This window comes from Colwellia sp. BRX8-9 (assembly GCF_014077245.1).
Taxonomy (GTDB): Bacteria; Pseudomonadota; Gammaproteobacteria; order Enterobacterales; family Alteromonadaceae; genus Colwellia_A.
On record NZ_JACGVN010000004.1, the window covers coordinates 18,686 to 38,660 of the forward strand.

The following is a 19,975-nucleotide window of genomic DNA, read 5'->3' on the forward strand; positions in this document are numbered from 1 at the left end:
TTCAACTCCTCAATATTGTTATATAAAAAAGTCAGCTAAATTAGCTGACTTTTTTAAGTAAGACGATTAATGTTCTAACCGCTATTTACAACTCAATTAAAAGCTATAGGTTGCTTTTACGTAGTAGAAGCCACCGTTAAAGCCAAATGGAGATGTTTCGTAGTACTTACCGCCCCATTGGTTATTAGGTGTAAAACCATCTGGATGATTACGTGAAGCTTCTTCAAACTCTAACTCTTCAGCTTGTTGATCAAAGATGTTCTGTGCACCAGCTGCTATTGTAAATGAGTCATTAATAAAGTAACTCACTTCAGCATCAAAAGTAATTGCTGCATCAGCATCTTGAGCGGCTAGGTCATAATCTACGTGTACCGCATGGTATTCACCGAAGTAGTTACCACGAACGTACATACTGATATTATCCCAGCTTTGAGAAACAGTGAATGAGCCTCTATGCTTTGGTAAACCTTCTTCTAAGCGTTTAACTTTAAAAGCACCTGTAATATCAGAACTACCTGTAACATCGGTTTCATTCCAGTTGTAAGCTAAGCTAAATTTAGTATCACCTTCAAACAACTGCATACCGTAGTTTGCAACAATATCAACACCTTGTGTTGTGGTATCAAAGTCGTTAGCAAAGAAACTTACTGTACCTACTGAACGAGGGTTAGCTACATTTAATGCTTCTAATTTAGCATAGTCAGCTTCTTCTAATTTTGTACGGTCAGATTGTGTAATACGGTCATCAACTTCAATATGATAGTAATCAGCCGTAAAGAAAAAATCTCCATTTTGATAAACAGCACCAAATGCATAGCTGCTTGACTGCTCTGGCTCTAATTCTTTACCACCAAATAATTTTGAAAATTCACTTGTTGGTGGTAATAACGCTGAATCGGTTAATTCACCATCTTCTAATGCGGTAGAAACGTTACTTACATTAGCTTGACCAACGGTAGGAGCTCTAAAACCAGTACTTACAGAACCACGTATTGATAACTCATCATTAATAGAATATTGAGCCGTTAATTTATAATTTAACGTATCACCAAATGATGAGAAGTCTTCATAACGTAAAGCTGCACCAAGTAAAAAGTCGTCAGTAATGTATGCTTCAACATCTACGTATGCAGCAACACTGCGTCTAGAAAACACACCGGCTTGTGATGGTTGAAAACCAGGGAAACCATGTGAGCCTAGGTTAAACCCTTGGTCGATTAATGGACCAGCAAGGAATGAGTATTGATCACCCGCGCCAATTTCAAATGTCTCTTCGCGCCATTCTAAACCACCCGCAACATTCATTGGTGAATCTAGACCAACTTCAACGCCCTTAGATAAATCTAAGTTAAACGTTTTTTCTAATTGTGTGTAATCACCTAAATCAAAATCACGTGGAGATTCAGGACCCATTGAAGAGTTAATGGTATTTACAATACTAAAGCTTGATTTATTACGACCAACAGAACCACTGATATCAAAGAAAACTTCGTCTAGCATTCCGCCATTAATTTCACCTTCAACACCCATAGTTAATGATGTATCAACTACATTACCACCAAAGTTTGGCGTATAACCGCCTGGGTATGTTTCGTTAACCGCAAAACAGTTTTTACCTAAAGCCGTACTATTGTCGGCAATAGACTGATAATCAGCTTGGTCTAAAACATTAGCGCCAATAGCTATGGTAGGACAAGTAATACCGTTATCTACGCCATCTAAATCGCCAACAAGTAGTGTGTCACCACCATCATTTGAATAAATGCTTGAACGGTTATGTGGATTTCTCCAGTAAAAGCCACCTTTTACATCACGTTCTGAATAGTTACCGAACATGTAGAATTTTTTATCATTGCCTAAATCAAGGCCAATATTACCAAAAAGTGTGGTGTCATCATTAACTTCTGGAGAGCCCCAAACTTGAGCTTCTTCAGCGATGAATGAGTTACCTGCCGCTGCAATGGTCGCAGCATTGGCTACTTGAACACTGCGGCTTGTCGCATCAGCATTTTTATATTGAAAACTTAAGTTAACGAAACCATCTTTAGTTAATGGCATACCAACGTTACCTGCGTAGGTTGTTGTAGCGCCATCGCCTTCGTAATATTCACCGTGCTTAACAGAGAAACTACCGCCTTCTGCAGCATCTTTTAAGACAAAGTTCATTACACCAGCGATTGCATCTGAACCGTATTGTGCTGCTGCACCGTCACGTAACACTTCAACTTGCTTTAACGCTATGCTTGGAATAACAGAAATATCTGGACCTTGTGCACCATCATTAATGCCGCCACCTTGGAAGGCAATAACTGAAGCGCGATGACGACGTTTACCATTTAATAACACCAATGTGCTATCTGAAGACAAACCACGTAAGTTTACCGGACGAACTAATGTCGCCGCATCACTAATTGGGTTAGCGTGTACGTTAAATGAAGGAACACTGCCGACAAGTTGATCAAGCATGTCACTTGAACCCATTTTCTCTAAATCTTCACCACCAATAATATCAATTGGAACAGGAGAGTCAGCAACAGAACGAGGCGCTGAACGTGAGCCAACAACCGCTATTCTTTCTACATCTTTTACTTTTACTTTTGAGCTGTTTTCTTCTGCATATGCTGGCGCAGTACCTAGTGCAATACTTACCGCTAACGTTAACGTTGCTGTACGAAATAATTGAGTAGACATGTTACTTCCTTCATAGATTTATGTTTATATTTTTATATTTTTATGTTTTTTTAGACTAGGTAGTCAATAGGTGAAACTACCTAGACTTGCAGGTACTTTATAAAACAGCCTAAAAGTGTTTACAAGGGCGAAATTAATTGAAAATAGCGCGAAAATAGATGTTCTTCATTAAATAACGTTTAATTACGAAAAGAAGTCTAGTTATTGATAAAGAGGTTTTCTCTATAAGGACTATACAGGCTAGTGACTGTGGACTTATTAACCAGAAATTAATATCCGAATATTTTCGTAATCAAATAGACCTAAATAGACCTAAAAGAATTTTCTTATTCCAAATTGACATAAAAATAAATTATAAAAATATTGCACTATTTAGTGAAGTCACAGTCAAAGCACTAAAAATTAACACTAACTTCACAGTGCATACAATATACAAAGTAATTCATCGTCTTTTTTTAGCATTTCGTCGCTTATTTATGCACACTTATTGAATAATTTTGTATTCGCAGGGCTGATTTATAAAAAAGATAATCTAGATCAAAACAAAATTTAATGAGAAGTAGTGGGGGAATAAAATAGATTATTACTATTGAAATTTAGTGATAAAAAAAGCGCTGATCATAAACAACCAACGCTTTGCGATTAACTCAATGAGCAATTAGCTAATTTAGCCATTAACTCGCTGGTAAAATTGTCGCTGATACGGCACCAAAACCAATGCGTACCGCACCTTCTTTTTGACACCAACCTTTCATTATGACGTTGTCACCATCTTCTAAGAAAGTACGTTTTTCACCATTAGGTAAAGTAATAGGATCGGCACCCGCATTTGAAAGCTCTAACATTGAACCAGCTTCTTCAGGCTTAGGTCCAGATTGCGTACCACTGCCAAACATATCACCCGCGCGAAGGTTACAACCATTAACGGTATGATGAGCGACCATTTGTGCCACTGTCCAGTATGAATCTTTAAAGTTAGATTGTGACATTTCAACCGCTTCTTCACTTTTTTCACGCATATTTTGGGTTTCAAGCAAGGCTTGTAGCTGGATATCAAATGAACCGATCGCACGATTATTGTCTGACTCTAGGTATGGCATTGGTTGAGGATCTGTCTCAACACGTGTCCAAGCCGAGCGATAAGGTGCTAATGCTTCTGTCGTCACAATCCAAGGTGAGACTGTTGACGCAAAGTTCTTCGATAAAAATGGCCCTAAGGGTTGGTATTCCCAACCTTGAATATCACGCGCAGACCAATCGTTGAATAAACATAAACCAAAGACATGATCTTCGGCGTTATCGATAGAGATAGCATCGCCTAAGTCATTACCTTTACCAATGAATATGCCTACTTCTAATTCATAATCGAGACGCTTACAAGGGCCAAATGATGGTTCAGTTGCTGTCGGCGCTTTAGTTTGTCCAGAAGGGCGCTTAAAATCTCGACCAGAAACATCAATAGAAGATGAACGACCGTGGTAACCAATCGGTACCCATTTATAGTTAGGTAATAATGGGTTGTCTGGACGGAACTTCAAACCCACTGACGTAGCATGGTGAATTGAGGTATAAAAATCAGTGTAATCACCAATATTACAAGGTAGTGCATATTCAACGTCAGCTTGAGCAATTAAACAAGCGGCCACTTTATCTTGTAAAGCTGAGCCTTCTTTCAAAGCATCAGAGAGTGCTAAACGTAAAGCGCTCCATGTCGCTTTACCCATCGCCATATAATCATTTAACTGTGGTGCATTACAGGCTTTTACGCCTGCTTGGGCTAGACCGTCAAAAACATTTGCGTTAGCCAAGGCAGCTAAGTCAATAACTTGATCACCAATTGCTACACCACCACGGAATGCTTCTTCGCTATTTGCACGTTTAAAAACCGCAAAAGGTAAGTTCTGAATAGGAAAGTCGGTATCTGCTTTATTCGCAGTGACAAGCCAACTAACTCGGGCTGAATTGTGGGTTTCGTTTAATAAATTCATAGTAGACATTGCTTGAAGAACTCCTGAAATTTATGGCTTACTTTGATAAAACGTCAAAATACGTTTTAAAATACAAGTAAGTATAGAAGATAACGATATAATATAGCGGCATTATACCAGCGAGAACAATAATTGGTATTAATGATAGCATTGAGTTATTTTTCTGAGGGTTAAGCTGTCAACAAATAGTTGCACTAAAGAGTTTACAGCCCATAATCTGATTAAAAAAGGTATCTCGGTAAGTAAATCATCATCACGATACAAAATATAACAATACCCCAGAAGGCTTTGACAAAAAATCGTTGCCGCGCATTTTCACCGTCAGGATGATCTTTTGCTAACGGCATTCCACAATTTTGACAATTTTGACAATTAATCTCATTTTTTGTTTGGCAATAAAGACAAGGTAACTGTTTCGCAGACATAATTAATGACTCGTTAATTGATGATAAAGTTGCGGCAAACGTATCGGTAATTGTGCTGGTCGTAAAATAACGGTGAAGCCATCACGACCAAATAAATAAGGTAAATACTCTTCTGCTTCTTGGTCAATGGTAATACAAAACGGTTTAATGCCTAACCTATTTGCTTCAGCAATCGCTTGGTGAGTATCCTCGATACCAAAACGCCCTTCATAATGATCTATATCATTAGGTTTTCCATCGGTTAAAATCAGTAGCAATTTTTGCGTACTACGCTGCTCTTGTAAAACCTTGGTTGCTTGGCGAATAGCCGCTCCCATTCGTGTATAAAAACCGGGGCGAATAGATTGAACGCGGCCACGAATTTCATCATTGTATGGTTCATTAAAGTTTTTTAGCATAGTAAGACGAACATTTGAACGTCTTACTGAAGAGAAACCATACATAGCAAAGTTATCACCAACACTATTTAACGCCTCACCAAATAACAGCATACTATCGCGAACCACGTCAATAACACGGTTATCATCATCTAAATAAGCATCAGTAGACATAGATAAATCAGCCAGTAATAAACTAGAAATGTCGCGATTGTTACCTCTAAAACTTTGGTAAAGTCCTTTTTCTTGAGTCGGCGCTATTTTACTTTCTACATAAAAGTCTAACCAAGCAGACAAATCAAGTTCTTCGCCTTGCGGTTGGGCTTTTAGCCAGTAACGTACACTGGTTAATTGTTCAAATTGAGCTTGAATAGCCTTTGCCGTTTTTTGAAGCTTAATAGGCAAAGATTGAGCTGTATAATTTTTTGGCAGCATTGGTTGTAGTAAACAACGGTCGGCTTCTAACTGCTGCGTTCTGTAATTCCATTCGGGTAAAGAAATGCCTTTCCCAAGCGGAATATCATCTTCGGACGCGGAAGGTAAATCTAAATCAATTTTTATATTGGCACTTTTTTGGTCTTGTTGTTGCGATAAAGTAATATTGTCGAGATCTTCTGCTGTACGTAATAAATCTTCTTCATCTTCATCGGTATCATCAGAGCCTCGATCTAGTTTTGAAAATTCGCTCCATGAAAAAAGGCTTTCTAAACGAAAAATCATCATGCCATCGTTACTTTCATCTGCTTGTTCGCGATCTGCTTTTTTACGGCTAATTTTATTTTTTGTTGATTGCTTACTTTCTTGAGCTTGGTTTTCGTCTTCAGTAATGTCTTGATAATCAGGCAAGAGTAATGGATCAACATGAGCTGAAGGATATAACCAAAGGAATACCGCTTTCGGCGCGTAATTAACCGTAGGAAATATTTTAACAGTGCCCGGTTCTAGAATCGCTTGGACAATCGCCTGCTCCATTATTTTTTCTTGCTCGGGTAGTTTTTTTAACGGGGGTCTGCTTACTAAAAAAGCTTGGGCTAATCGTTGATAACGGGGAGTTAATGCTGGAAATTTTGTTAAGACTTCAACAACGAGTTGCTGATTATCTATCGCCCAATGCTGAAAGCGTCCACTATGATGCGCAGCTAAAATAGCTAGCCAAATATAAAGGTCACGATTGAGTTCAGTCGTTGGAAATACCGCTAAACGTTCAGGTAAACGTAAACTCTCAGGGTCTTGCCACGCAAGACTGATTTGTTGATTTTCACCCGATACTTTTTGCAGAAAGGTGCGACGAACGAGATAATCTCTTGAACTCGCCGCCTCTATACGCTTAACAACGTCGCCACCTAAGGCACGAAAAACCATACCAACAGATTTACTGACCTCACTAAAGCACACGCTTGCTTGCTCATATTCGGTACTGGCTTTACGGGTAATATACTTATGCCAAATCCCACCAACCCATTCTTCCATTATCACTACCGCATTAAAGTATGTCTTTAATTTATAGTAGCAAGTTGAAAAATAAATAGGCTGATATGTATCAAGTAACCCGTCATTTAATCAAGGTTTTAAAAAGAAGTGACCAGACACTAAAACTCGACGTTCTGTGCTATGGATTAAAAGATAAGGTGCATGCAAGCCAGTGATGCTAAGCCCGCAAGAATATCATCAACCATAATACCTAGACCGCCATGTAAATTTTTATCTACATAGGAAATAGGCCAAGGTTTAAAAATATCAAAAATTCTAAATAAGATAAAACCAACAACAATACTTTGCCATGTCAAAGGAACAAGAAACATAGTGATTAAAAAACCAACAATTTCATCCCAGACAATTGCGCCATGATCAGGTACACCTGCATCTTCTGCGGCTTTTCCACAAATATAGATACCGGCAATGCTCATGATAATAACAATAGCTAAATAAGTACTGACTGAAGTAGGCGCTAACAGCAGGTACAAAGGAATGGCCGCAAGCGTGCCATAAGTACCTGGTGCTTTAGGTAATAAACCACTACCAAACCCTAAAGCAAGAAAATGGATGGGGTTAGTTATACGAAAGTTCTCGGTAGATTTACTCATTACATTTAACTTACATTATTTAGTAGAAGGAGTATCAGAGAAATGTTCATAGCTCTGAACCTTAATATTTACCGCTTTTTTATTTAATGTCGTGGTAATTTTTCCTGAACCATTCAATTGGCCAATACAGGTGATCTTATTGCCTGAGTTAGCTAAGGCTGTTTCCATGCCTACGCGGTTATCTTCAGTAACACTAAATAAAAGCTCGTAATCATCGCCACCTTCTAAAGCTATATCGTACGCTGCGTCTATACCAACAGTATCACTTAATGCGGCAGAAAGTGGTAAAGCATCAAGAACAATATTAGCACCAACACCAGAAGCATTACAGATATGAGCTAGGTCTGCGACTAAACCATCAGATAAATCTATAGCAGAAGTCGCATATTTACGTAAAGCTTGTCCAGCCAAAACCCTTGCTTTTGGAAAGTCTAAGCGTTTTTGTATTTCTTGCTGATATTTAGCTGCTACTTTCACTTTACCTTGGATATGTTGTAAAGCGAGGTTCGCTGCACCTATCTCACCGGTAACATATAACCATTCTCCGGCTTTAGCACCTGAACGGGAAATATGTTGTCCAAAAGGAATTTGTCCTTGCGCTGTAATGGTTATACTCAATGGTCCTTGCGTCGTATCACCACCAATAAGCTGGACATTATAAAATTCACAAAGGTCAAAAACACCAAGGCAAAATTCATTGATCCAATTTTCATCAATTTCAGGAAGCGTGAGTGCTAAAGAAACCCAACTAGGCTCTGCCCCCATAGCGGCAAGATCAGACAAATTAACAGCTATCGATTTATGACCAATAGCACGTGGCGATGTATTTAAAGGAAAATGAACACCTGCCACTAAGGTATCTGTCGTTACTGCAATGTGTTGGCGTTCACCCGGAGTAACCAGTGCACAATCGTCACCAATACCTAAATAAACGTCTTTGCGCTTCACTACCTGTTCAGTAAAATAACGTCGAATGACTTCAAATTCTTTCATACAACAACCAATCCTTTGCTTTGCTTTGAGAAAATGAACGCAAATTATTCTTCTGGACGAATCAGTTTAACGGCTTTATCAAGAACACCATTAACAAATTTATGACTATCGTCAGCAGCAAAAGATTTTGCTAATTCGATAGCTTCATTAATAACAACTCGGTATGGCACATCTTTACAATCTTTCAATTCATAAATGGCGACACGTAAAATAGCTTTTTCTACTGGGTCAACGTCGTTTAAAGGACGGTCAACATGTGGAGAAATAGCTTCATCGATAGAACCAACTGATTTGGTTACACCGTGGAGTAATTGTTGAAAATATGGAATATCAAAACGGCGCGCACTGTTATCAGTTAAAAAGTTAACTTCGATATCAGTTACTGAGTTTTGGCTAAGCTGCCATGAGTAAATAGCTTGAACAGCTAACTCACGAGCTTTCCTTCTAGGAGTTGGTTTCACAAAAATTCCCGCTTATATTTTATCTAAAACATTAACCATTTCTAAAGCACTTAAAGCCGCTTCTGCGCCTTTATTACCTGCTTTAAGTCCGGCACGATCTATTGCTTGCTCAACGGTATCGGTTGTAATGACACCAAAAGCAACAGGAATAGTGTATTCCATTGAAACTTGCGCTAAGCCTTTATTACATTCGCCCGCAACAAAATCAAAATGTGGAGTTCCGCCACGAATAACGGCGCCAATAGCTATAATGCCATCGAACTCGCCTTTACTTGCAATACGCTTAGCAGCAAGGGGTAATTCATATGCGCCAGGAACACGAACAATAGTAATGTCGTTATCTGCAACATTGCCATGGCGTTTAAGTGCATCAACTGCACCTTCTAATAAATTTTCAACTACAAAACTGTTAAAACGTGAAACAACGATGGCAAACTTTTTACCTGCTGCGTCAAAATTAGCTTCAATGATATTCATTTATATTTCACTCACAAAAAATTTGCCGCAATTCTACCAAACCCAGAGACAATTCGGTACTTGTTTGCTTAATTAAGTGTAAAAATACTGTAGAATACTGCTATTACTCACTAAAAATACGATACCTATGGCTTTTATATTTTCAACAAATAAACTTCCCGAACTCGAAAGCTATACGCTTGGGCAAAGACAGCAGATTTTAACACTCGCTGCCGCTAAATTGACCGCACCAGAGAAGTTCGTATTAAATATTTTGAAGTTAATCATGTTGGTGCCACCTTTTATATTTATGGCACAATTAGATGGGCTGCTCTTTGTGGTATCTTTGTTTAGTTTTCTAGCCGTGTATTTTATTTTACTTCGGCCAGTATCGTTAATTTTTACCCGTAAATATCTCAGTGTTGCGATCAAGCAGTATAATAAATTAGCTTAATCTTTAATTATCACATCAAAAAAACCGCGATTTACATTAACACCACAGCCTTTTTTTTAATTAATAGTTTTGTAAAAATGAGTGAAGCTTGAAGTATTTTAAGCTTCACTCTGCAAAGCAAGTTTATTGATCAACGTCTGCCATGTTATCGAGTTCTTCTAAAAAGGCATTAATTTCGTCTTCACTGTCTTCATCAATCACGATGGGCGGGTTACCATCATAAACTTTAAATTCCATATTTTGAAAGTAAGCATTTTTTACAAATTCGTATGAATCAATAGATTCATTAATAATTTGCTCTTGATCAACAAGCGCAGCTCGTTGTTCAAGCCCGAGTACGGCTTGGCGAAGTAAGTTAGGCCAAAAATCAATAATCGCTAATGGCCAGTAGTATTTATCAACATAGTCACCCACTTCTTCACGAACTGAGCTTGGCCCAAGAGCCGGTATAACTAGATAAGGTCCATCTCCAACACCATATGAGCCTAAGACTTCACCAAACTCTTCTTGTGCTCTGATCCACTCGAAGTCACTTGCTGGGTCAAAAAATCCAAATATGCCAATAGTAGAGTTAAGGATAAAACGCCCCGTACTTTTACCCGCTTCACTAAACTTTCCTTGCAGCAGGTTATTTATAACCGTTGATGGTTCGTTTAGGTTTAAGGCAACATTATGTATCCCGGACCTAAAGTCTGTTGGCATATATTCAACATACGCTTGGGCTGTCGGTTTAAGCACATATTTGTCTGCATAATCCCAGGTAAAAGTCCAAAACGGTCGGTTAATTGATTCTAATGGATCTTTAGGATCTGAAACACTAGCACTATTTTCAGCAGGTGTTGATGAACAGGCAGAAATAACTAATGCCAGTAGAATGACAACAATTTTTTTTGTTGGATTATTGAACAAATAAGAAAATATAGCGGCTACTTTCACTTAGCGTCCTTGATATTGAGTAAAAAAATAATGACGCAGTTTACCACGCAAAAATGCAATGCAACATAAAAGCTTTAACTATTTATCTGCGGAAAAACCATAAAATGACTGGTTTTAAGAAGGCGATGTTTTATTTCTGTGGACAGATATTAACATCTCAGCTTCAGCAAGTGGGATGTCACATTCTCGAACGACCTCATCGATCTCTGCGCCTAACTCAACGAGTTTAAAAGCACGTGAATAGAGTTTATCTTGCGGTTGCTGATTTTGAAATTGATCTATTAATTGCTTTTGAAGCCCACTCTCTTGTTGCAGTATTTTAATACGATGTTCAAGTTGTTTACTGACTTGCTCGTTTTCTAACTGCAGACTTTCAAGCTTATTATTAAACTCAAGCAATTGTTTATTTACGCTATTTTGCGACGATTGTAGCTCATTTATAAACAACTCTTGCGTTTCAAGTTGTGTTTTCAGCACTTTATTAGTTCGATGAAAATAAGTTTTTTGGCGATAAATATAACCCATTAGCACTATAAAAAGCACAAAACTGCTAACTAAAATCAAAAGTGGCGAGATAATAAACATAAACGCTTCTTAAACCATTACAACTAGATAAAGCCTGATAAGCCAGGCTTTATTTAAAGAGACTCAGTAAACAGCCTAGAACTGTTTAAGTTCATCCCATTCGTCGTCAGAAAGTAACTGATTTAGGTCGACTAAAATCAATAACTCACCTTCTCTGTTTGAAACACCTTGAATGAATCGTGCACTATCGTCATTACCAACATTCGGAGCATCATCTATCTCAGAATTTTTTAAGTAAACAACTTCAGCGACACTATCTACCAAGATACCAATAACTTGTTTTTCGGCTTCAATGATAACAATACGAGTATTATCAGAAATATCCGCAGGTTTAAGCCCAAAGCGTTGTCTGGTATCAATGACAGTAACAACGTTCCCTCGCAGATTAATGATACCTAATACATATGTAGGTGCTCCTGGCACCGGTGCAATTTCACTATAGCGCAAGACTTCTTGCACTTGCATTACATTAATACCGTAGGTTTCACTATCAAGCTTAAAGGTTACCCATTGCAACACTTCATCGTTGTCTACGTTTTCATTTGCATTACGTCTATCATCAGCCATACAGCCTGCCTCTTAAATATCTTATTGAAAATCAATCTGTTTGATTATTCGTCTAGTGTACATAGTATAATACTATCTGGAGATCTAGCCATTAATCTTGGTTAATATTTGCGCCTGCGTCAAGTAACTTAATCAAAGACTCGACATCAAGCAGTGCACACATACGTTCTTTGACTAAACCGGCTAACCAAGGTCGTTTGTTCGGTAGGTCTAACCATTTTACATCTTCTTGCTCTAACGTCACTGTATCGACTAATGTTTCAGCCGATAATCCCCAATGACTATTACCTAGCATGACAATATATTGATAGTTTAGCGAATTTATTAACGCTTCGTCACATTTTTCTGGCATTACCCATAAAGCGGTATTCACTACATTAATTTTTTCATCTCGATGTAACATAACACCAGTAAACCATTTAGGCTTACCCATTAGACTCGTTGTCTTGTCTTCGTTATGTATGCCACCCAATTCAATCAACGGCACTGCAATCGTTAAACCCGCAACATTAAAGAACATCGCTTGAAAACTACCCTTTCGATAATTTTTACTCTGATGAACAATTAATGGCTGATCACTTTTTCTTGTCTTAAGCGGTTCATCAAGAGTCAATTGCGTTTTTTCTTCGACTTTGTCCTGAATTTTTTCTTCAACTATTTTAGGTCGTTCATTTTTTACTGAGCTTTTTACAGTATAAACAGGTTCATCTATTGGGTCGGCAATACGTTCAGTAATATCAACTTTTTGTAAAAGTTTTTCTAACGGTTGCTGATATTTTGCTTTTACAGAAATAATTGGCAGGTCCGATTCTTGCTGATCTTCAGTCAACAATTCTGATAAATAATTCTGCATTAGTTTCTTACTTGCAGCGAGTGACTTTGCCATTGGACAATTAACCTAATTTTTGCAGTTCTAATAAACTGCTTAGTAGTTTTTTATATGCACTAACACCACGTGTTAACGGTGCGTAATCTGAAGGTACCTGCATTGCATAACTGGCATTTCTAAAATTAGTATCTACCGGTATAACACCGGCCCAAACACTATCATCGTATAGCTCTTGTAACTTTCTATAGGTCAGTAATGATGCTTTAGTACGTTTATCAAACATAGTCGGCACTATGGTATATTTAAACGGCTTATCTTGCTCAACTTGCATAATATCCATTGTTTTCATCATGCGGTCTAAGCCTTTCAAGGCCAAGAACTCAGTCTGCACTGGCACAATAATACGTTGCGATGCCGCCAAAGCATTCACCATCAGCACACCTAAAATCGGTGGACAATCAATTAAGACATAATCATATTCATCGGCTATTTTTATCATCGCTTTTTTCAACACTAAGCCCATACCACCTTTATTACCGAGTGAACGGTCTAAAGTAGCTAAGCCCATAGTTGCCGGGAGTATATCTATATTGTCGTATTTCGTTGGACATAAACTTTGCATTATTTGTTCTTTCGTTGAAACTTGAACAAATAAATCGTAAACACTTAACTCAAGATCTTCAGATTCGATACCAAAATAATAACTCAAAGAAGCATGGGGATCAGTATCTACCAACAACACTTTATAGCCCTGCTCAGCTAATAAGCCACCTAAGGAGATTGTTGTTGTGGTTTTACCAACGCCACCTTTTTGATTTGCTACGGTCCATACTACCAAGTTGCTAACCTACTTATTTCGTTGTGCTAATTATTGTTCTGCTCAGAAGAGGGGTTATCATCTTCTCGTGTTGTAATTCTAATGCCACCATTATCAAGTCTTATGATACGTATTTCATTATCCTCATCATCACCATTATCTATCTGCTTTATGGCTTCGACGTCTTTAATGCTGATGGTAGGGGTCGCAAGTAAATTTGACTTTTCTAAACCATATTTTGATATAGCGATAACAACACGACGGTTTTGCGCGCGGCCTTGTGCTGTTTTATTGTCTTCTCGTGGATAATATTGCCCATAACCCTCAATAGCCATACGAGCAGGATCAAGGGATAAGTCTTCAAGCACTCGTAAAATAGCCGTTGCTCTAAAAACTGATAATTCCCAATTTGAAGAAAATATCTCAGTATTAATCGGTTGGTTATCAGTATAGCCTCTTATGCGAATAAAATTGCTGGATGAACCAATTACATCATAAATAACCGCAAGTATTGTTGTTGCATTGTTGGTTGCTGATGATGAGCCGCTGGGGAAAAGCATACCACTGTTTAATTCTATTTCTAACCAATCACCATCAATCTGCAGTTGCGCATAACCTGATTCGATTAATTCATACAAGGCGGTATGTAATTCTTTTTCTAGTGACGTTAGATTAGTGCCTACCTGACTGTCAGAAACATTAGAAAGTGTTTTCTCTCCGTCAAAAAGTTCAGGGCCAGCGACATCTAAAATGCCATTACCATACAAGCGCTTATTAGTTTTTGAGCTGTTAACATCGAGGATATCGTCACCATGCCCCCGATTTTTAGGTAGTTTATTATTGGCTTGAAAAACTTTACCTATCGATTCTGTCGCGGTTTCATAGGGCTCTTCATCAACCATTGCCATTGCATATAAAACAACAAATAACGCAAAGAGCAAGGTCATATAATCGGCGTATGAAACTAACCATCTGTCGACATTATCATTTTCGACTGAATGTCGACGTTTCCTTAAGTGGTTCATTGCTCTAACCGAAAGGCCGACAACTTATTTTCAATGGCATGTGGATTTTCTGCTAATGCAATAGAAATAAGGCCTTCAGCAATCATTTCTCGGTACATGGTTTGCTGGTGAATAATAGCCTTTATTTTATTAGCAACGGGTAGGTATATTAAATTGGCAAAACCAACGCCGTAAATAGTCGCAATAAAAGCCGTTGCAATGCCTTGTCCAAGTAAAGTGGGATCGGTAAGGTTACTCATCGCATGAATGAGGCCAAGTACCGCTCCTAAAATACCTATGGTAGGACTGTAACCGCCCATAGACTCAAAAACATGAGCAGAGCGCAAATTATGCTCGCGATAAAGATCTAAATCTAATTCTAATGAGATACGCAAGTTGTCTACTTCTATACCATCAACTAATAAGTTAAGCGCTTTATTAGTATAAAAATCTTGTTCTTCTTCGGCAATATTTTCCAGTGATAAATATCCAGATTCTCGTGCTTTTTCAGACCAAGAAACTATCGAATCAATACCTTGGTCAATATCATACTTGGGTGGATAAAATATCCACTTTAATAAAGACAACGCATGAAAAAATTGCGCTGAAGATGACTGTAACATTACAGCCCCTAAAGTACCGCCAAAGACAATGATAAAGGCAGGTAACTCAAATAACGCAGCGAGGGAGCCTCCATCGAGAATAAAACCTAAATATATGGCCGTAATTGCGACAAAAAGACCGGCAATGGTTAACTTATCCATGGTCCACTTCCTTGATAATACTTTGGCTGATATCTTCTAATGCTAAAGATAAAACAGAAATACCTGCAACGGTAACGGCTTGCGGCATACCATAAACCACACAAGAAGCTTCGTCTTGTGCCCATATTGTCGCCCCTTTACCTTTTAACATGCGAGCACCTTCTCGGCCATCAGAGCCCATACCGGTCAATACAACACCCAATACTGAGCCACCAAATACCTTAGCTGCTGAGCCAAAACTCACATCAACACTTGGTTTAAAAGCAATTTTTTCAGACTTATCTTCTATAATTTTTAACTTGGCTAATTTTGGCGTACCGTCAATAATCATTTGCCTGCCACCAGGCGCTAGGTAAGCACAACCAGGTTTTAAAATATCCCCATCTGCTGCTTCCTTAACATTAATATTGCACAAGGTATTTAAACGATTGGCAAAAGCAAAAGTAAAAGCAGCGGGCATATGCTGTATTAAAATAATGGGTAGCGGAAAATTTTGTGGCAATTGCGTTAATATTTTTTGTAAGGCAATTGGTCCCCCCGTTGATGTACCTATAGCAAGTAGTTGGTAACTTTTACCTGAGCTTCTTTTAACAACCTGACTGCGAATACTTTCGCTTTGACTCGGTTCAGTTTTAGTTGTTCGCAGCGGAGTTCTCGATTGAATGTCGAATTTATTTATGGGTTTACTCACCGGATTAGTGGCCGTTGAAGATAGGCTAATTCGTGACGCGTGAGCTTTTACTGCCAATTTTCTTTTCAATAAACCGTTAGTCTTCGCTAATTGAACCACTCGTTGACGCAGCAAACTACCTGCATCATCAGTTGTTTTGGCTATTTCACTAAATTTTTTCGGGAGAAAATCAAGTGCTCCGGCTTCTAAGGCCTCGAGGGTCGCATTAGCACCTTGATGAGTGAGCGATGAAAACATTAAGATTGATGTTGGCGCTTTCGCCATTATTTGTTTCACAGCTTCAATACCATTAAGCAATGGCATTTCTATATCCATGGTGATCACATCAGGCTTTAATGATACAGCCTTTTCAACAGCATCTTTACCATTTACAGCAACATCAATAACAGTAAGGTTCGGATCTTTATTTAAAATATCGGTAACTCGACGTCTAAAGAAACTCGAGTCATCAACAACCAACACCTTATAGGGCATTTATTATCTCATTTGTTATTATGAATGAAAAAGCCCTAATAAAATTTAATAGGGCTTTATTATACGTTAAGAGCGTAATTTTTTATTAACAACAGATTTTTTTGCGTAAAACTTCAGCATATTAGGCACATCGATAATTAACGCTATACCACCATCGCTGGTAATTGTTGCGCCGGCCATACCTGGTGTGCCGTGTAATAGACGGTCGAGTGGCTTTATCACCACCTCTTCTTGACCAATTAGACTGTCGACCACAAAGCCAATTTGCTGATTGCCCAATTGAACAATAACCACATGACCTTTTTCTCTTGGCTTCTCAACAAAATCACGTACTAACCACTTATCTAAGTAGAAGAGTGGAATCGCCTTTTTACGAACAATAATGGTTAATTGTCCATCAACAACGTTGGTGGTGGTTAAATCAAGATGAAATATTTCATTCACGCCAGCAAGTGGTAAAGCAAATGTTTGCTTACCAACAATAACCATTAATGTCGGTAAAATAGCTAACGTTAACGGTACTTTAATCTCTAAGATTGTACCTACGCCCATTTCAGAATCTATACTTACCGTACCGTTTAACTGGGTGATCTTAGTCTTGACTACATCCATGCCAACACCACGGCCTGAAACTTCTGAAATTTCAGTCTTGGTAGAGAACCCTGGAGCAAAAATTAAACTAAAGGCTTCTTTATCTGTCATTCTAGCCGCAGAGTCAGCGTCAAGAACACCACGAGTAATCGCGATTTCTTTGAGCTTTTCTGCATTCATGCCTGCACCATCATCTTTGATGGTTAATAATATATGGTCACCCTCTTGAGAAGCAGAAAGCACCACGACACCTTCTCTTGGTTTCCCCAATGCTTCGCGCTTATCAGGCATTTCTATACCGTGATCTACAGAGTTTCTCACTAAATGCACTAATGGATCAGCGAGTGCCTCAACAAGGTTTTTATCTAGATCGGTTTCTTCACCTTTGAGCACTAATTTAATTTCTTTGTCTAAACTGCGCGCTAAATCTCGAACAACTCGAGGAAATCGTCCAAAGACTTTCTTGATTGGCTGCATACGGGTTTTCATTACCGCACCTTGCAAATCAGTCGTTACCGCATCAAGGTTAGAAACAGCTTTCGTTAAATCTTCATCCTCTTTGGTTAAGCCCAAACTTGTTAAGCGATTTCTCACTAAAACAAGCTCACCAACCATATTCATAATTTGATCAAGACGTTTAGTGTCAACCCTAACAGTTGTTTCACCCTGCATTGCTTTAGCGGGTGCTTTTTCTGGCACTGGCGCTTTAGCGACAGGTTTAGCTGCAGGAGCTACAGGTGCTGGCTTCGCGGCTGGTGTTTGAGCAACAGGTGTTGGTGCTGGTGTTGGTGCGCTAGGTGCTGGAGTAACAGATAATTTCGGCGCTTGACCTTGACCATGTAATTCGTCTAATAAAGCTTCAAAGTCATCGTCACTTATTTCATCTGATGAACTGTTATTCGATGAAGATGGTTTACTTGAATTATTAGCAGCAACTTCAGGCGAAAAAGCACCTTGACCGTGAAGTTCATCGAGTAAGGATTCAAATTCGTCATCTGAAATATCATTGCTGTCTGAAGACGTTGCTGTTGCTTCAGGTGCTGGGGCTGGCGTAGAAGCTGAGCCACCACCATGGAGTTCGTCGAGAAGTCGTTCAAATTCATCTTCTGACATTTCATCGCTAGAAGAACTTTCGCTTTCATGAGTAGCTACTGCTTCAACAACGACTGGCGCAGGCGCTTGCTCTTTGCCTTCTGGTTGGCTTAAACGATGCAATTCTGCAAGTAATTGAGCATCAGCTTTATCAAGTTTCTCGCCGTTTTGAACTTGTACAAACATTTCATTTACAACATCAAGCGCTTGTAAAATAACGTCCATTAGGCTTGCACTAACACTACGTTGGTTGGTACGTAACAGATCGAAAATATTTTCCGCGCCATGACATACGTCAACTAAATTATGTAATGCTAAAAATCCGGCCCCACCTTTAACGGTGTGAAAACCTCTAAAAATAGCATTTAATAATTCGGCATTATCGGGGTCGTTTTCAAGTTCTACGAGTTGTTCCGAAAGCGTTTCAAGTATTTCTCCAGCTTCTATTAAAAAATCCTGAAGAATCTCTTCATCTTGCTCAAATGACATCCAGCAACTCCTATTAAAATCCTAAACTTGATAAAAGGTCATCAACATCATCTTGGTCAGCGACAACATCATCACGTTGTGCTGCATTAACGATCGGGCCTTCAACTAAGTTATCACCTACTTTAGGTTTACTTCGCTCTGCATTACTATCTGTCGTAATACCAAAAGCGGTTAGCATACCAATCAAGCTATCCTCTACTTCACGAACTAGATCAATAACTTTACGAATAACTTGTCCGGTTAAATCTTGAAAATCTTGCGCCATCAAAACATCAGTCATTAAATCATGCATACGCACTGATTCTCTATCTGTCGTTTTTAATAATAAATCTATATCAACACATAAACTTTTAAATTCGGTTAATTCCAATTTGTTATGCATTAATTTTTGCCATAACGGATTAACAGCCTTTATTTGCTTTTGTATCGTATCCACAACGGGGAAAATAGATTCAACAGCATCCATGGTTTTATTAGCGGCTTCTTCCGTTCGCGTTATAACGTAGTTTAGACGTTCTTGAGCATCGGGGATATCTGCTGTCGCTAAATCATTTAACCTGGAATCTAATTGAAAATTATTTAATGAGTCATGTAGTTGGCGAGTCAGCTTGCCTATTTCAGCAAACAATTCAGAATTAATTGGATTTTGAATTTCAGCAATTAATTCATCTGCCTTGTCTTGTTGACCACTTTCTAAATATTCGACCAGTAGCTTTGCTTCTTCCAAAGAAACATGCACATTTGTATTCGCACTCATGCAAAAACCTCACGTTTAGATTAATTAATTATCTATCTAATTAAGGAATTAACCTAAGCGTTGAAATATTTTATCTAACTTGGCGTTTAACGTCGCTGCGGTAAATGGTTTTACAATATAGCCATTAACACCCGCTTGAGCCGCCATCACAATTTGTTCTTTCTTTGCTTCAGCAGTAATCAGCAATACTGGGATATGTGATAACTTCGCATCGGCACGGATGGCTTTGAGCAAATCAATACCTTGCATACCTGGCATATTCCAATCAGTTACAACAAAGTCAAAAGAGCCTTCTTTTAACATCGGTAAAGCAGTGCTACCGTCATCTGCTTCTGAAATGTTAGTGAAACCTAAATCTCGTAACAAGTTTTTGACGATACGTCTCATCGTTGAAAAATCATCAACAACAAGAACTTTCATATTTTTATCCAAGGCACCCTCCGGTGAGAA

The 19,975-nt window shown here is 38.5% G+C and carries 19 protein-coding genes; 1 reads left to right on the forward strand and 18 read right to left on the reverse strand.

The window, feature by feature from the left end:
• Positions 1-96 precede the first annotated feature (96 nt).
• The 7 genes from H4J70_RS04320 to ribE form a co-directional block, all read right to left on the reverse strand.
• The gene (locus H4J70_RS04320; protein ID WP_182250684.1) at positions 97-2,691 is read right to left on the reverse strand and encodes a TonB-dependent siderophore receptor; all 2,595 of its coding nucleotides are present in this window, start codon (positions 2,689-2,691) and stop codon (positions 97-99) included.
• Positions 2,692-3,365: 674 nt separating this feature from the next.
• Positions 3,366-4,679: a fumarylacetoacetase gene (fahA, locus tag H4J70_RS04325; protein WP_182250740.1), complete on the reverse strand. Its 1,314-nt coding sequence runs from the start codon at positions 4,677-4,679 to the stop codon at positions 3,366-3,368.
• Between the two features lie 427 nt (positions 4,680-5,106).
• On the reverse strand, positions 5,107-6,951 hold the full coding sequence (locus H4J70_RS04330) for a nitric oxide reductase activation protein NorD (RefSeq protein WP_182230043.1): 1,845 nt from the start codon (positions 6,949-6,951) through the stop codon (positions 5,107-5,109).
• 146 nt (positions 6,952-7,097) lie between these two features.
• Positions 7,098-7,565, reverse strand: coding sequence for a phosphatidylglycerophosphatase A (locus tag H4J70_RS04335; RefSeq protein WP_182250685.1), 468 nt, complete (start codon positions 7,563-7,565; stop codon positions 7,098-7,100).
• 15 nt (positions 7,566-7,580) lie between these two features.
• The gene (gene thiL / locus H4J70_RS04340) at positions 7,581-8,558 is read right to left on the reverse strand and encodes a thiamine-phosphate kinase (RefSeq protein ID WP_182213538.1); all 978 of its coding nucleotides are present in this window, start codon (positions 8,556-8,558) and stop codon (positions 7,581-7,583) included.
• Between the two features lie 44 nt (positions 8,559-8,602).
• Positions 8,603-9,019, reverse strand: a complete 417-nt coding sequence (gene nusB, locus H4J70_RS04345; protein WP_070374606.1) for a transcription antitermination factor NusB — start codon at positions 9,017-9,019, stop codon at positions 8,603-8,605.
• Positions 9,020-9,031: 12 nt separating this feature from the next.
• On the reverse strand, positions 9,032-9,496 hold the full coding sequence (gene ribE / locus H4J70_RS04350) for a 6,7-dimethyl-8-ribityllumazine synthase (protein WP_070374607.1): 465 nt from the start codon (positions 9,494-9,496) through the stop codon (positions 9,032-9,034).
• Positions 9,497-9,623: 127 nt separating this feature from the next.
• Between ribE and H4J70_RS04355 the strand changes: the two genes are divergently transcribed.
• Positions 9,624-9,929, forward strand: a complete 306-nt coding sequence (locus H4J70_RS04355; RefSeq protein ID WP_182213536.1) for a DUF6170 family protein — start codon at positions 9,624-9,626, stop codon at positions 9,927-9,929.
• Between the two features lie 123 nt (positions 9,930-10,052).
• On the opposite strand, the gene H4J70_RS04360 is transcribed toward H4J70_RS04355, so the two are convergent.
• The 11 genes from H4J70_RS04360 to cheY form a co-directional block, all read right to left on the reverse strand.
• Positions 10,053-10,865 (reverse strand): VacJ family lipoprotein, encoded by an 813-nt coding sequence (locus tag H4J70_RS04360; protein ID WP_310733495.1) that lies wholly within the window; start codon positions 10,863-10,865, stop codon positions 10,053-10,055.
• A 114-nt stretch (positions 10,866-10,979) separates the two neighbouring features.
• On the reverse strand, positions 10,980-11,450 hold the full coding sequence (locus H4J70_RS04365; RefSeq protein ID WP_182230041.1) for a DUF2802 domain-containing protein: 471 nt from the start codon (positions 11,448-11,450) through the stop codon (positions 10,980-10,982).
• Between the two features lie 75 nt (positions 11,451-11,525).
• Positions 11,526-12,017, reverse strand: coding sequence for a chemotaxis protein CheW (locus tag H4J70_RS04370; protein ID WP_146799106.1), 492 nt, complete (start codon positions 12,015-12,017; stop codon positions 11,526-11,528).
• 91 nt (positions 12,018-12,108) lie between these two features.
• Positions 12,109-12,903 carry a chemotaxis protein CheW gene (locus H4J70_RS04375; RefSeq protein WP_220465978.1) on the reverse strand — a complete coding sequence of 265 codons (795 nt, stop codon included), beginning with the start codon at positions 12,901-12,903 and terminating at the stop codon, positions 12,109-12,111.
• A gap of 7 nt (positions 12,904-12,910) precedes the next feature.
• The gene (locus H4J70_RS04380) at positions 12,911-13,684 is read right to left on the reverse strand and encodes a ParA family protein (protein ID WP_182176122.1); all 774 of its coding nucleotides are present in this window, start codon (positions 13,682-13,684) and stop codon (positions 12,911-12,913) included.
• 26 nt (positions 13,685-13,710) lie between these two features.
• Positions 13,711-14,688 (reverse strand): flagellar motor protein MotB, encoded by a 978-nt coding sequence (locus tag H4J70_RS04385; protein ID WP_182213533.1) that lies wholly within the window; start codon positions 14,686-14,688, stop codon positions 13,711-13,713.
• The gene (locus H4J70_RS04390) at positions 14,685-15,431 is read right to left on the reverse strand and encodes a flagellar motor protein (protein WP_182213531.1); all 747 of its coding nucleotides are present in this window, start codon (positions 15,429-15,431) and stop codon (positions 14,685-14,687) included. Before H4J70_RS04390 ends, H4J70_RS04385 begins: the two co-directional genes overlap by 4 nt.
• The gene (locus H4J70_RS04395) at positions 15,424-16,596 is read right to left on the reverse strand and encodes a chemotaxis response regulator protein-glutamate methylesterase (protein WP_182250686.1); all 1,173 of its coding nucleotides are present in this window, start codon (positions 16,594-16,596) and stop codon (positions 15,424-15,426) included. The genes H4J70_RS04390 and H4J70_RS04395 overlap by 8 nt, the downstream gene beginning before the upstream one ends.
• A gap of 66 nt (positions 16,597-16,662) precedes the next feature.
• Entirely contained in the window at positions 16,663-18,768 is a 2,106-nt protein-coding gene (locus H4J70_RS04400) for a chemotaxis protein CheA (protein ID WP_182244591.1), read from the reverse strand.
• A gap of 13 nt (positions 18,769-18,781) precedes the next feature.
• Positions 18,782-19,525 (reverse strand): protein phosphatase CheZ, encoded by a 744-nt coding sequence (locus H4J70_RS04405; protein WP_182213526.1) that lies wholly within the window; start codon positions 19,523-19,525, stop codon positions 18,782-18,784.
• Positions 19,526-19,573: 48 nt separating this feature from the next.
• Positions 19,574-19,957 (reverse strand): chemotaxis response regulator CheY, encoded by a 384-nt coding sequence (gene cheY / locus H4J70_RS04410; RefSeq protein ID WP_182176128.1) that lies wholly within the window; start codon positions 19,955-19,957, stop codon positions 19,574-19,576.
• Positions 19,958-19,975 lie beyond the last annotated feature (18 nt).

Excerpts from the sequence above, each read along its gene's own strand:
- thiL (WP_182213538.1), bottom strand. The coding sequence starts at position 8,558 with ATGAAAGAATTTGAAGTCATTCGACGTTATTTTACTGAACAGGTAGTG.
- H4J70_RS04405 (WP_182213526.1), bottom strand. The coding sequence starts at position 19,525 with ATGAGTGCGAATACAAATGTGCATGTTTCTTTGGAAGAAGCAAAGCTA.
- fahA (WP_182250740.1), bottom strand. The coding sequence starts at position 4,679 with ATGAATTTATTAAACGAAACCCACAATTCAGCCCGAGTTAGTTGGCTT.
- H4J70_RS04355 (WP_182213536.1), top strand. The coding sequence starts at position 9,624 with ATGGCTTTTATATTTTCAACAAATAAACTTCCCGAACTCGAAAGCTAT.
- H4J70_RS04395 (WP_182250686.1), bottom strand. The coding sequence starts at position 16,596 with ATGCCCTATAAGGTGTTGGTTGTTGATGACTCGAGTTTCTTTAGACGT.
- ribE (WP_070374607.1), bottom strand. The coding sequence starts at position 9,496 with ATGAATATCATTGAAGCTAATTTTGACGCAGCAGGTAAAAAGTTTGCC.
- H4J70_RS04370 (WP_146799106.1), bottom strand. The coding sequence starts at position 12,017 with ATGGCTGATGATAGACGTAATGCAAATGAAAACGTAGACAACGATGAA.
- H4J70_RS04385 (WP_182213533.1), bottom strand. The coding sequence starts at position 14,688 with ATGAACCACTTAAGGAAACGTCGACATTCAGTCGAAAATGATAATGTC.
- H4J70_RS04365 (WP_182230041.1), bottom strand. The coding sequence starts at position 11,450 with ATGTTTATTATCTCGCCACTTTTGATTTTAGTTAGCAGTTTTGTGCTT.
- H4J70_RS04320 (WP_182250684.1), bottom strand. The coding sequence starts at position 2,691 with ATGTCTACTCAATTATTTCGTACAGCAACGTTAACGTTAGCGGTAAGT.
- H4J70_RS04330 (WP_182230043.1), bottom strand. The coding sequence starts at position 6,951 with ATGGAAGAATGGGTTGGTGGGATTTGGCATAAGTATATTACCCGTAAA.
- H4J70_RS04375 (WP_220465978.1), bottom strand. The coding sequence starts at position 12,903 with ATGGCAAAGTCACTCGCTGCAAGTAAGAAACTAATGCAGAATTATTTA.
- H4J70_RS04400 (WP_182244591.1), bottom strand. The coding sequence starts at position 18,768 with ATGTCATTTGAGCAAGATGAAGAGATTCTTCAGGATTTTTTAATAGAA.
- H4J70_RS04390 (WP_182213531.1), bottom strand. The coding sequence starts at position 15,431 with ATGGATAAGTTAACCATTGCCGGTCTTTTTGTCGCAATTACGGCCATA.
- H4J70_RS04335 (WP_182250685.1), bottom strand. The coding sequence starts at position 7,565 with ATGAGTAAATCTACCGAGAACTTTCGTATAACTAACCCCATCCATTTT.